Source organism: Peptacetobacter sp. AB800, from assembly GCF_047807365.1.
Taxonomy (GTDB): Bacteria; Bacillota; Clostridia; order Peptostreptococcales; family Peptostreptococcaceae; genus Peptacetobacter.
Map to the genome: position 1 here is coordinate 29,452 of NZ_JBLOUI010000021.1, position 13,673 is coordinate 43,124.

A 13,673-nucleotide genomic window follows, 5' to 3' on the forward strand; every position below is an offset into this window, starting at 1 on the left:
ATACCTATAAATTTCTGGGTATCTCTTTTTCATCTATAAATCGAATAATATTTTTGTGACAACAGGAACGTATTCTCTACTCTCTTTAAACTTTTTATCGTTTATCTTTAAGTAGATATAAGAAAGTCCCATAAGTGCAATACCTATCACAGCAGCCACAATTTCTGTAGCTCCAGTAAAACCTATAGCATTAAGTGCATAGTATGAGCCTACTATCCCAACTATAAGAAGTATCATTGGTATTACATAAACTAAAAATGTAGCCTTCATAACATTTATATGTTCCATACTTACCATAACGTGATCTCCAACTTTGGCACCGATAGTATTGTCCACTTCAACTAAAATCTCTTCTGACTCTGACGAAACCGTCATACATTTACCACATTTTGATCAAGCAGACATCCTCATCATTCTCATTATAGCAGTATCTTCATCAATTATCTCTACTATATATCCGTCCTGATTCATTTGTCCTCCTATTTTAAGAATTTGTAAATATTTTTCATTAGTTCCTCGATAAGTTCATCAGACTCATCTTGGCTCTCGTATTTTATACTCTCGGTAATACATCCTTTTATATGATTTTCAAGAATTATCTTCCCTACTTTATCTATAGCTGCTTTGGCAGCAGATATCTGAACAAGAATATCTATACAATATCTCTCATCCTCAATCATATTTTGGATTCCTTTTACCTGTCCCTCTATTCTCTTTAATCTTTTAATAAGGTCATCTCTGTCATTTCTGGCAGAAAGTTTTCTTTCTTGATTGCCACCTCCGCAGCAAGCACACTTTTTATTTTCCATAAAGAATTCCTCGTTCTTTCCCTATTTTTAGTTCCGTTGTCATTTATATTATATCATAGTAATATATCTTTTTTTTAAATCCTACTATAAGTTATTTTTTAAACACAAAGAAATAATACCATATTGCTATGAATAATAATAATGATAATGCTATACTTCTACTCTGTCTTTTAGTTTCATCATAGCAAGTTCTTGATTTTGGGTTAAATGTAGCATATGGAAATGCTAAGAATAATATTGAGTCTATCATTATACATATCTGAGCTAGTGCATCGTTCTGTAAAAGCATTGCTATTATACCTGCTAAACCAAACGCCACCTCAGCGTATAAAGCTATTCTCTGTTTTTTAAATTCTTTATAATATCCTGTCATCTCATCATGACACTCTTTTGAACAGCAGTTTAATTTTATTCCATTTGGTGTAGGAACATCAAGTTTTCTATTTACATTTTTGATATTTCTACCACATTTTGAACACTGTCCAGCTTCTTTCATTATTACTTTTTTTGCCATACCTAATAATTCTCCTTACAATTTCACAATTTTTATAATTCCATTTATTTAGCAATTAGCACATACATTCCAAATACAAGTACAAACATTAAAATTGCCCCTGAAACAACCATAGCTATCTGGTCTTTTTTAGCATTTTTTGCTCTTTCTTCTTCCATTTTTATATATTCTTCTGTTTTCTTGATTTTAGTTCCGCATTTTCTGCATTTTTCTTCTCCAAATTTCATTGGATGTCCGCAACGCTGACATTTCATTTCAAATCTCTCCTTCTTTCATATAAAAGCTTTTAATTCCACAAATTATATTGTATTACAAGATTCCCTATCTTTCAATACATTAAAAAACACCATATCATTTTACTGATACGGTGTCAATTATTTTGTATTTATTTTATATCCAAAGCAATTAATGCATGTATTTATGTATTAAATAGTGGCATCTGTCCTTTGTAGACGTTGCAAGTGAGTCAAAATAAGCCCAATTTTCATCTGATTCACTTGTATCCTCAGATCCTACAGCATACGAAGCCATTTCATCTTTTTTGTTGATCCACTCTATCTCATCATTCTTTAATTCTTCTAACTCTCCATTTTCAAGAGCAGCTGAAATATCACTGTAAATCATATTTAAAAGAGTATCGTATTTTTTATAAATTTTACTAGTATAGTCTAAGAGTTTTTCCTGATTTCCGTTAAGCTCTGCATCTGCAAGCTCTCTAGCTTCTTTATCTAACTCATCCATCATACTCAGATATTTATCTTTTTTCTGTAGACCTAGATTTTCGCTACGTTTAATTTCTTCCTCAGCCTTATTCTCTCCCTCTGCTTCAGATTTGCCATTTTCTTCTTCATCGTCTTTCTCTGTAGCTGGCTCTCCTGATACTTCATACTGTTTCTCGCTAGTTTTTTTAAGTATTTTTAACTCAGACTTTTGAGTATTTACTGTGTTGGCAATATTTTTTCCAGCATTGAAATATCTAGCTACAACTGTGCAGCTTATAAATAAAACTACTAGAACAACTACACTTATAATTATATTTCTAAATAAATTTATTCTATTTTTCCCACGTTCTTTTTTATTATTATCATTTTCCTGAGAAATACTAGTCATTTCTTCTCCACAAATAGGACATATTTTTTCTCCATCTTCTGCTTTTTTCCCACATTTAGGACAGAAATCCGTCATTTCATCACTCCCTTCTTTAGGTAATCAACTATATTTACACTTTATTTTGCAAAATATTTATCTATACCATCAGAAATCCCTATAGCAATTTTTTCCTGATAATTTGGATCAGATAATTTTCTGTCCTCTTCAGGATTACTCATAAATCCTGTTTCAACTATAGTAACTGGTATTTTGCTCCAATTTATTCCCGACATTGTATCAGTTTCCATTACTCCATTATTCTTAGCTCCTGTTTCATTACATAACTCTAAAACTATGTCATCAGAAAGCTTTCTACTCTTATCATAAAGAGATACATAGCTGTTTCCTGCTGTCTGGCATAATGTAAGCGCTCCATTTGCTGCACTGCTATCACTTGAATTACAATGCACTCTTACAAATATATCAGCTCCACTTTGATAAGCTAAATCTGCTCTTTCCTTATTGCTTATATCTACGTTGTTTTCATTTCTAACCATGTAGACTTCATATCCTCTATCTTTTAAAATTTTTTCCAATTTTTTAGATATTGAAAGAGTAACCTCATACTCAGGAACTTTTGTTTCACATCCTTCTGTGCCAGATGCAACCTTCATTTTTGTTTCCGTAGCTCCAGGCCCTATAGGCTCTTTATCGCTATTTTGATTTTGCTGATGTCCGGCATCTATAGCAACTTTTATCCCCTTTGTACTTTTTTTAGCTTCACTACTACTTGAAACAACTTCTTTATTGTCATTGAAGTTGTTGACCTTTGCATTAGAAGATTCCTTCTCTTCTAACATATCTAATATTTCTATATTAATCTGCTTCTGCTCTTCTAATTCCCTATTCATTCTTATAGCATTTATAGTTAAAAGAACATTACTCACTAAGAGTACTGATAAAAGTATTAATACTACTTTTTCGTTAATTCTTTTTTTCATTTTCTTTTACCCCTTCCATACTATCTTACTAATTATATACTATAATTATTTATAAGGGTAGAGAAAATATTGTAACCTTTTTTAATATGGTGTTAAAATTCATTATATTTTCTCTACCCTTAGCTCATTATTATTTCTCTATTTTATCTATTCTAAGCTTTTTATAAGCTCTACATTGTATTTTTCATAAGCATTTAAATCATTTACGTTATCTGTCGCATATGAGTTTGGATGATACCAACTTTTACTTCCAAAGTAATTATTATACTTATCTGTTTTAAATATATAACCGTGTCTTGCAAATATTTCATTTCTTATATACGCAAGCTGACTATCTGTACATCCACTTAATTCCTCAGGATCTATATACGCACTATCACTTCCTGGGAATAAATACGCATTACTGTCGTTATAATTGCTACTGTAGTAATCAACTGCATAATAATAATTTGATAAATCTCTTCCTGTAGCATCATAGCTATCATCAGGCTCATCCTGCTGAACACTCTGTTTAGGCTGATTCTGAACCTGTTGCTGCTGTTGTTGATTATTTGCAACATTTGAAGTATTATCCACCTTATTTTTTGATGGAAGATACATATTTAAAGCCAACAATACTGTTACACAGACAGCTACAACTGTTAAGAATATTAATATTGCACTTCCAAATTTTCCACTTTTTGAACTTTCTTTATGGGCAATATTTCTTCTTAATTCATATTCATAGTCATCATCGTAATCATCATCATAATCGTATTCATATCTACTTGATCTTTTTCTTAATGGCTCTCCGCATCTATCACAATATTTAGCATCATTTGGCATAATATTTCCACATCTACTACACTTCATTAAAATATCCTCCTATTTTTAATTTCAAACTTCATAGTATATTATACTATATTCATACTAATTTCAAACAGTACTATTTTTAATTTCAACTCTACATAGATAAAATCTATAAAACAATATATCTTTTCTTAAAAATAAAAAAGACGTATATCCAAACAATCTGTTTAAATATACGCCTTTAAGTATTGTATATATTTTCTATTTCAATATCCATATTTTACCTTTTCACGTTTAGTTTTTTTATTAAATTTATATTTTGTAAAACTTTATTTTTTATAATTCCATTTTTACAACTATCTTACAGGTATTAAGTTGTAGTTAGCGTCGTAAGTATATACTTTTAAAGTTTTTTTGTTTACTAAAACATTTTCTCCACCTACATTAAATACATGATATGCTTCTTTTAAGAATTTTTTATCTACGCTATTTCCTTCTTCATCGTATACAACTGCATCTTCTGCTACGTTTAATACATCAACCACGTGAGCTTTTGCAACATCTGCTTCTACTCCAGCTCCTACTAGGCAACTTAAGTTAACTTTATTTGCTTCTTCTTCTCCTGATACTAATGCTGATACTGGTGCTGCGAATAATGCCATTAATGCTACTCCTGATACTAATACTGATAATTTCTTTTTCATAGTGAACACCTCCATATAATCCCTTTGACTTAATTTTTTTAGTCTGTAATTTGTATTTTTTTAATTTGTTTTCTTTGTTCCTTGTCTATGTCTATATCATAGACCATAACTTTTATTAATTCAAGGTCATTTTTTAACTGTTTAAAATCTTTCAAAAATTGCATAATTTTATTCTTGATTTTCTTTTTAGATTTTTCTTACCTGATTTTTTACTTTTACGCCATTCTTCGTTACTTATATAACGCAAAAAGTTGTCACGATTTTTAGTTGATTTTTCAATATTTTTAAATCATCATATAAAATTTTCCTAAAACCAACAACGACATACAACCAACAACTTGCACACCTACAATGAATTTTTTCTTTTGAAGTTGTTATTTTCTTGTTATTTATAAAACGAATACGTATTTTCTAACTTTTGTAAATTTTTACACAAAGTCAAAAATAAACATACTCCAATCTTGTTGTAGGTTGTTTCTTTTTGTAATTTTTATTGTTTCTCTAAAAGAAATTATTTTTTGATTTTTCTTTAATATTTTAGATTCCATTTTTTGTCACAATTGTATTTTTTTCACAGAAAAAATCATATAATTTAGCTATTCAAACACTCTACGTCAAATTCTTCTCACAAACAAATTTAATTTTTTCTCGTTTTTTGATAAGTTAAACTTATTATTTTTAATCTTATTAATAATAAATTCGTAAGTATTTTTCTAGATATAAATTAATTATCAGCAAAAAAATACTGATTTCAAACAAAAAAATAGACGATAATTTTATAAATTCTCCAAAATTATCGTCTAATATATTTCCATACTTTTATAATATACTTCTATATTTTTCTTCTATAGAGCTATTTAAATCTCTAATTATAGTCTGCATATCCTTCTTTAAATGCATTTATAAATATTTTTTTAGCTTTTGATTTCTGAGCAGCTTTTATAGGGTTGTCATTTTCAAGCTCTTCAAACATCTTTTTAGCTTCTTTATCTATATTTGCTTCACTTCCACCGTTGGCTTTATACTCTTGACCAGAAAGGAATCCATTCTCTTTTATAGCACTTTCTAAATCAGCGTCTAAGTCCTCTCCCTTATTCCGTTTTTTAACATCTTTAACAACACCTGTTATTATATCATTTGCGTCTTTTTCCTCTGTAGAAGCTTCTGTATCAGTTGTAGATGCATCATCTGTAGTTGTATTATCCTCTACAACACTAGAGCCCTCATCTGATGTACCTCTAACCTTTGCTATATCATTTCTTGCAAGAGCCATATATCTCTTAAACTCTCCAAAATTTTCCTTAAACTTAACTATATTCTTATCGTACTTATCGTGGTTTCCTATAGCACCCTCACTAGCTTTCTTTATATCTTTATAGCACTTCTCAAGGTATTTCTGAGCATTGTACATATTATCGTAATTATATTCAAGATCCTTTACCTTAGTAAGATTCTTCTCTATATCAGCAGTCAACTTCTGAGCAGTTTTTTCACTACCACCCTTATGTCTTAACTTATCTATTGATAATATATCTTTTCTTAGCTTCTCATAATACTTATACACCTGTGTATAATCGCTAACTATTCCATTAACATTCTTATCTGTAACCTTAGTAACTAAATCCTTAGTACATCCAGTTGCAAAAACAGAAAAAGCAAGCACCGCACACAAAGCTAAAGACTTCACTCTTCTTAGCATCTCGTATCTCCTCTCTAATAAAAAATTCACATTACTATACCTATATAATTTTAAAGTATTTAAAGAAAAAAGTCTACCTTCTTTTCAGCATTTATCAAACACTTCCCCTAAAAACTTCACTCAAACACAAATCCCCCTCCAAATACATAATAACCAAAAACAAAAAAATATAACCTACTACTTCCCCAACTTTACAAACTGCACAAAGAAATAAGCACACGATTGCAAATCGCATCGACAATTCTGCAAGCGCCCCACATCATTGAAATGTGTTACATAAACATGTTGGGCGCTGAAGCCTGGAGAAAGATTGCAATATCTATTTCAAGGTATTAAAAAAGGAGATATCACAAAAACTGCGATATCCCCATATATTTCAATTAATTATTTACAGAAAGTATTTGCAACGTGTGCTTTTATTTCTTCAGCAGTTCCCATTGCTAGTACTTCATCAGCAAATTTTTTCATATCAGCTTCATTTACTGAAGTTATAAGTTTTCTTGCTGGAAGTATAGATATTGGAGACATAGAGAATTCATCTAATCCGAATCCAAGAAGTATTGGTATCATCATCTGATCTCCTGCTGCTTCTCCACACATTCCAACCCATTTACCTTCTTTATGTGCGTTGTCTATAACCATTTTTATAAGTCTTAACACAGCTGGATTGAACTGGTTGTATAAGTAGCTTATTTTCTGGTTCATTCTGTCAACTGCAGTAGTGTACTGTATTAAGTCGTTTGTTCCTATAGAGAAGAAGTCAACATGTTTAGCAAGTACATCTGATATAACTGCTGCAGATGGTACTTCTATCATCATACCTAATTCTACATCTTTAGAGTATGCTATACCTTCAGCGTCTAATTCAGCCTGAACTTCTTTAACTACTTCTTTAGCTTTTAATAATTCTTCTAATGAAGATATCATTGGGAACATTATTCTTAATTTACCATATACACTAGCTCTGTATAATGCTCTTAACTGAGTTTTGAATATATCAGTTCTATCTAAGCATAATCTTATAGCTCTGTATCCTAAGAATGGGTTCATTTCTTCATCTAGAGGAAGATAGTCTAATTTTTTATCTCCACCTATATCAAGAGTTCTTATAACGATTGGTTTACCGCTCATTCCTTCTAATACTGCTTTATATGCTTCAAACTGAGTATCTTCTTCTGGTAATTTGTCTGAATCCATGTATAAGAATTCAGTTCTGTATAGTCCAACACCTTCAGCGTCATTTTTTATAAGACCTTCTATATCGTTTGGAGTACCTATGTTACCTGCTAATTCTACTCTTCTACCATCTAAAGTAACAGATTCTTTACCTTTTAATAATTCTAAAGCTTTCTTTTCTTCTTCAAAAGCCTGTTTTTTAGCTGCATAAGCTGCTTTAGTTTCTTCATCTGGGTTTATTATAACTTCTCCAGTATCACCATTAAATACTACGAAATCTCCATCTTTAACGTTTTCAGTTATATCAGTAAGACCTACAACTGCTGCTATTTCAAGAGTTCTAGCCATTATAGCTGTATGGGAAGTTCTTCCTCCTATATTAGTAAGGAATCCTAAAACCATTTTTTTGTTCATAGTAGCTGTATCTGATGGAGTTAAGTCGTGAGCAACTAGTACTACTTCTTCATCTAATGCAGATAAATCTACTACTTTTATTCCTAATAAGTGTCTTAACACTCTGTTTGTAACGTCTTTTATGTCTGCTGCTCTTTCTCTCATGTACTCATTGTCCATAGATTCAAACATTGCAACGAACATTTCTTTTATTTCATTTAATGCAAAATCAGCATTAACTTTTTCATCAGCTATTTTAGCTTCTGCTGCTCCAGTTAATTCTGGATCTTCTAAAACTAAAAGGTGTGCTCCGAATATTTCAGCTTCTGCTTCACCTAGTTCTTTAGCTGCTTTTTCTTTAACTTTTTCTAGTTCAGTTTTAGATACCTGAACAGCTTCTCTTAATTTAGCTATTTCAGCATCTACATCTGTTATAGTTCTTTTTTCTATAACAAGCTCTTTATGTTCTACAACAAGTGCTTTACCTAGTGCTATACCAGGAGAAGCTCCAGTTCCTTTGAATGCCATAACCATATCCTCCTAAAAGATAATTATTTATAACCGATTCTTATTCACCGAATCCTGATTCAACCATTTCTGATAATTTAGCTATAGCTGCTTCTTCATCTTCTCCGTTAGCTATTAAAGTGAATTCAGTTCCTTTTGATAAACCTAAGCTCATTACACCCATTATTGATTTAGCGTTTACTTTTTTACCATTAGCTTCTATTTCTACTGTAGCTTTGAATTCAGATGCTCCTTTAACGAACATTCCTGCTGGTCTAGCGTGTAAACCTGTTTCATTGATAACTGTTAATTTTTTTTCCATTGTTAATTCCTCCTGAAGTGTTTTTTAAATTAAATTTAAATTATATTATCTATATCTACCCCACTTTAGTGGGACATTTTTTGTCCGACGGTATTATTAAGTTCCCACTCGGCTATCTTTTTCTATTATACTACTAAATTTTATTTTTTTCGACAACTTTCATTAATATTTTAATAAAAATTTTTAAAAATATTATGTATAACATAAAAGATATGTTTTTCTTACAAATTTTGGTAGATTATCACGTCTAAAAGTATATTGATATACATAATTTACAGTATATATTACACTATTTTAAATTAGATATAAAGCAGTCTACAAGAACAGATTTTCTGTGTTCTTTCTTTTGTTTAATATTAAGCCTAACTTCTTCTCTACGGAACTCTCTATAATCTATTAAATTGTCACGATATATATCATTTATTACTGAATTAATATCGTATACTTTAACCCTATTTTTTCCATTGCGCTCAAGTGCATTTTCATAAAACGCAAAGTATAAATCTCTGTAGGTAAAATTCTTTGGCAGCGATAACAACTCGCCTGCCTTTGGAATAATAGCCTCCATTAAAGTTCTTAGATCAGGATTTCTTCTAATATTGAATACCTGGCATAAAAGCTTTATATCTTCTTTTTTCATACGCCTTATTTTTTCAAAACACATATCTTCTGTAATATTTCCGGCGTTTCTAAAATAGAATCTAACTCCATCGTACTTTTCAAAAGTTTTCATAGTATCCAAATATCCTAAGTTTATATTTTTCTGAATATGATCCCTATCTTTATTCATAGAGCCACCCAGATATTCTGACGGATACACCACTTTTAGATTTAAGTCGCTGTGTTTTTTTATACTTATTGTACCCTGTAGATTGTCCTGAATTCTAATTGCTACTATATCTTTGTAGCCTTTCTTTTCAAGCATTCCAATAGGTAGATTGTCGACAAACATTCCATCTACATATAGCTTATTGTCCATTACATTCATTTTGAATATAGGTAGACTGGCACTCGCTATAAGGTAGTCTATTAGCCTTCCCTTTGGTATATCCTCTAAAAATAACGACTGTGGGTTTAGTTTTTTATCTATATACATAGTAACCATTCCAAAGTCTATTCCCTTGTTTCTTATTTTATCCTCATCCAAAGTATCCTCTAGCATCTCCCTAAGTGGAGTAATGTCGATTCCGTCATTTTCTTTAAATGACTTCTTTATAAGAGAAAGAATCTGGTTCATCCGCTTCATGCTCAAATCCATATTCTTTAGCTTTTCATACGTTTCAAAATCTACATTAATAAAATGCTTATAATCATATTCAAGCCATATCTCTTCCATAATACGTATATCATCCTGAACCATATATGCACCATTCAATGCACCTATTGAAGAACCTGTAATCCCTTGAAAATCCATACCCATTCCTTTAAGTGCTTTATATGCACCTATTTGGTAGGCACCTTTTGTACCTCCACCTTCAAGAACTAGACCTCTCATAATATACCTCTTCTGATGCAAAATGCATCTTATTAAAATTTGTCTTTAAAGATATCTTCCTCAACTAACAAATCTATCTTTTGTATAAGCTTATCTATATTATCCGATATATTCAGCTTTTTTTCCATAATTTTTTTGGAATATTCTTCTATTTTTTCATAATTATCTCCCTTAAAGATCTTCATCTTCATAACTTTATTAGGATAATAATCATAAATTCCCCTACTCATCTTTTTTGCATTTATTTTATAATACTTGTCGTATATTGAAGAATTTAAAAGAGCTACAATATACTCATATGAAAATTCTTCCTTGTACTCATCCTTTAAATAAAAAGAGTATACATCTGCGCTGCTGTATAAATTATCGTAATCTACAGCAAATTTATTTTCTATAGATTTATAGGGATACATAACTTTAGTTCTCTCAAATACGCTTTTTTCTCTCCCCCACTGTAGTTCATACCACTTTCTAATACACTTTAAGCACTCTCTTCTATTTTCTAACTTTTCTTTGTACGGATTTATACAATTTTCAAATATATATTTCTCATCATCCTCGCATTTTATATCATTAGAATATATCATCTTGTGATTAACTTTAGGAATTACATATTTTTCTATATCCCTACTCTTTGCAAGGTCTTTCAAAAGTTTAGGCGTTATATTTTTTAATCTATTATCGTTATTTTTTAAGATAAACGCCTTATCGCATCCAGTTATAACACCTTGAGAACTTTCCGCTATTTCATAAAGCCTATACCCTTGCATTTTTTCAATTCTAAGATACAGCTCCATATCTTTTTCGTTTGCTATAATCCAATCTGATTGCAATCTACTTGTAGATATTTTTATACTCTCAAAATCTTTTGTATTATTCTTTATTTCATCTACACTCTCGACAAGATTTTTTCTATCATTTACATATATATACTTATCTGATTTCTTTCTATATATATTGGTTGTAGAAATTCCATATCCTTTTTTTCTCATTCGTATTATGCATGCAGAAATACCTACACAGTCGAATACCTCTGCTCCAAGAAAGTCTATAATTTCCTCTATTTCCACATTTTTTTCTAAATATTTTCTGAGCAATTCCGCAGATATACTCTCTAAAAAATATCTCGGCGTTATTAAATGGATTACTCCATCCTTTTTTAGCAATTCTATAGAGTTTTTGTAAAAGCAGAAATACAAATCAGATTTATCTCTATAAACCTCTTTATATTTATCAATTATAAACTGTTTATACTCCTTTGTAAGAAGCTTATGCCCTACATAAGGTGGATTTCCGATTATAATATCAAATTTTGTTCCCCAATCAATGTTCAATCCATCCTTATTATATATATTCATCTCAAATATACCTGTATTACACTCAAACTCCCTTAAATAAGTCGCTTTATATTCATCCCAGCTTTCTTCTTCATCCAAATCATCGCTTATACTTGGCTCATCATAAGTCCCCGTAATAGCAGTCTTTGTCAAAAGCATCTTAGTTACTTCTACAGCATCGCTATCTATATCAGTCCCATATATACAATTTTTTAAAATATATCTAGGTAAATTTTCTTTTTTAAAACATTCATCACCGTATTTTTCAACTAACTCATCAGATTTTTCCTCAAAAATTTCAAGCAATCTATCAAATGCGTACACAAGAAAATTCCCACATCCACATGATGAGTCCAAAATTTTAGGATGTGGATTTTTTAGCACATCTAATTTTCCAACTGTATTATCCACTATATACTCAACTATTTCTACAGGAGTATAGTAAATTCCAGATTTTTTCCTTTTTTCTATATCTAAATTATTTTCATATAATCTCGCTGCTTTAAATTTTTCCATAATAAGCCCCTCAAAATAGATAAAATTTATTTAACTAATTTTTACCATTTTTCTCATCTAAAAACGTAAGCGTACCCTGCATTATCCCCTCAGCTAACATATCTTGGTAGTTAGGATCTTTTAGTTTTTTCATATCTGATACATTTGTTATAAATCCACACTCTACTAATACAGCTGGCATCGTAGTTTCTCTAAGTATTTCAAAGCTATTCCGAAGTATTCCTCTACTCATTATCTCTACATAAGATGCAGTTGTCTGTTGTACAGAGTTAGCAAGTTCTTTAGATCCATCTGTAGCACCATTTCTGTACCATGTTTCAAGTCCATTTGCATCGCCGTATTTTTTCTGCGCATTTAGATGTATAGAGATTAAAGCATCTGCATTTGCCCTCTTTGCAATTTCAGCTCTTTCTTCTAAGCTTACATATTTATCTTCTGTCCTAGTCATTATTACATTTACATCAGACTCTCTTCCAAGTCTTGATGCTACTTTTTTAGCTATCTGCAGTGCGATGTCTTTTTCGTATACAGTTTCTGTACTGTCAATAGATCCCTTGTCATTTCCCCCATGTCCAGCATCTACTACAATATTGTATTTCTTTGACTGCCGTTTTTTCTCATCATCTAAGTCATACTGACCTTTTACTGGTTTTGTTTTAGAATTTTCATCATTAGATACACTACTATCTCCAGAAGAACTTTGTGATGTAGACGCTACTTTATTTAGCGGTTTACCCTTTATCATCTGCACACCTTTAACTCCACAAAATCCCAATGCTACAACTAAAAGAACCGCAATGGCAACTCTCCCCCATTTGATTTTTCTTCCATTCTTTTTAGGTATAGACTTTCCTGCATTAGGCTTTTTTAGTTTCTTAGGCTTTTTAACATTGCTCTTTGTATTTTTTATCGTCGACTTAGGTTTTGTCGATTTATTCTTTTCTTTATTGTTTGCTTTTTTAGTCGTATTTTTATTTGTACTCTTTGGAGTTATTTGTCCAGTTTTTTTATTTCTATCTATATATATAACATTGCTTTTTTTCTTTTCATTGCTCTTGTTTTTATTTTTATTATCTTTGTTCGCCATAATATCACCTTTCTTAACATATTCCTTATTATTTTAACATTTGAGGTTATTTTTTTCAATCGAATAGTTTACATAACAATACCTTCTATTTGGATATTATGCATTAAAAAAGCAGGCTCCTCAGCCAATGTCATTAAGTTAGCATTGTTAATGAGGTTATCTAAAAGAAAAATAGCAGGAAAGATTTTTGCTTTCCTGCTATTTTTATATTTTAAACACACAAATAAGACAGATA

The 13,673-nt window shown here is 30.6% G+C and carries 13 protein-coding genes and 1 pseudogene; all 14 read right to left on the bottom strand.

Annotation, left to right across the window (positions count from 1 at the left end; translation table 11 throughout):
• Window positions 1-33 precede the first annotated feature (33 nt).
• Window positions 34-378: pseudogene (locus tag ACK2WN_RS07375) on the bottom strand (SoxR reducing system RseC family protein); the annotation flags it as partial.
• 101 nt (window positions 379-479) lie between these two features.
• Window positions 480-809: a metal-sensitive transcriptional regulator gene (locus ACK2WN_RS07380; RefSeq protein WP_300530626.1), complete on the bottom strand. Its 330-nt coding sequence runs from the start codon at window positions 807-809 to the stop codon at window positions 480-482.
• A 91-nt stretch (window positions 810-900) separates the two neighbouring features.
• Window positions 901-1,323, bottom strand: a complete 423-nt coding sequence (locus ACK2WN_RS07385) for a hypothetical protein (protein ID WP_300530623.1) — start codon at window positions 1,321-1,323, stop codon at window positions 901-903.
• Between the two features lie 44 nt (window positions 1,324-1,367).
• Window positions 1,368-1,577 (bottom strand): hypothetical protein, encoded by a 210-nt coding sequence (locus ACK2WN_RS07390; protein ID WP_300530620.1) that lies wholly within the window; start codon window positions 1,575-1,577, stop codon window positions 1,368-1,370.
• 151 nt (window positions 1,578-1,728) lie between these two features.
• Window positions 1,729-2,508 carry a zinc ribbon domain-containing protein gene (locus tag ACK2WN_RS07395; RefSeq protein ID WP_416155259.1) on the bottom strand — a complete coding sequence of 260 codons (780 nt, stop codon included), beginning with the start codon at window positions 2,506-2,508 and terminating at the stop codon, window positions 1,729-1,731.
• Window positions 2,509-2,549: 41 nt separating this feature from the next.
• Window positions 2,550-3,413: an N-acetylmuramoyl-L-alanine amidase gene (locus tag ACK2WN_RS07400; RefSeq protein ID WP_329998563.1), complete on the bottom strand. Its 864-nt coding sequence runs from the start codon at window positions 3,411-3,413 to the stop codon at window positions 2,550-2,552.
• A gap of 147 nt (window positions 3,414-3,560) precedes the next feature.
• Window positions 3,561-4,265, bottom strand: a complete 705-nt coding sequence (locus ACK2WN_RS07405; RefSeq protein ID WP_118549844.1) for a YARHG domain-containing protein — start codon at window positions 4,263-4,265, stop codon at window positions 3,561-3,563.
• A 293-nt stretch (window positions 4,266-4,558) separates the two neighbouring features.
• Window positions 4,559-4,906, bottom strand: coding sequence for a hypothetical protein (locus ACK2WN_RS07410; RefSeq protein WP_300530610.1), 348 nt, complete (start codon window positions 4,904-4,906; stop codon window positions 4,559-4,561).
• Window positions 4,907-5,771: 865 nt separating this feature from the next.
• Complete coding sequence (locus ACK2WN_RS07415) at window positions 5,772-6,605, bottom strand: hypothetical protein (protein WP_416155260.1); 834 nt, start codon at window positions 6,603-6,605, stop codon at window positions 5,772-5,774.
• Between the two features lie 384 nt (window positions 6,606-6,989).
• The gene (ptsP, locus tag ACK2WN_RS07420) at window positions 6,990-8,702 is read right to left on the bottom strand and encodes a phosphoenolpyruvate--protein phosphotransferase (RefSeq protein WP_329981910.1); all 1,713 of its coding nucleotides are present in this window, start codon (window positions 8,700-8,702) and stop codon (window positions 6,990-6,992) included.
• A gap of 40 nt (window positions 8,703-8,742) precedes the next feature.
• Window positions 8,743-9,003, bottom strand: coding sequence for an HPr family phosphocarrier protein (locus tag ACK2WN_RS07425; protein WP_118549748.1), 261 nt, complete (start codon window positions 9,001-9,003; stop codon window positions 8,743-8,745).
• Between the two features lie 289 nt (window positions 9,004-9,292).
• Entirely contained in the window at window positions 9,293-10,498 is a 1,206-nt protein-coding gene (locus tag ACK2WN_RS07430) for a patatin-like phospholipase family protein (protein WP_416155261.1), read from the bottom strand.
• A gap of 32 nt (window positions 10,499-10,530) precedes the next feature.
• Window positions 10,531-12,351, bottom strand: a complete 1,821-nt coding sequence (locus tag ACK2WN_RS07435; protein ID WP_416155262.1) for an Eco57I restriction-modification methylase domain-containing protein — start codon at window positions 12,349-12,351, stop codon at window positions 10,531-10,533.
• Between the two features lie 34 nt (window positions 12,352-12,385).
• Window positions 12,386-13,438 carry an N-acetylmuramoyl-L-alanine amidase family protein gene (locus ACK2WN_RS07440; RefSeq protein WP_416155263.1) on the bottom strand — a complete coding sequence of 351 codons (1,053 nt, stop codon included), beginning with the start codon at window positions 13,436-13,438 and terminating at the stop codon, window positions 12,386-12,388.
• Window positions 13,439-13,673: the final 235 nt, after the last annotated feature.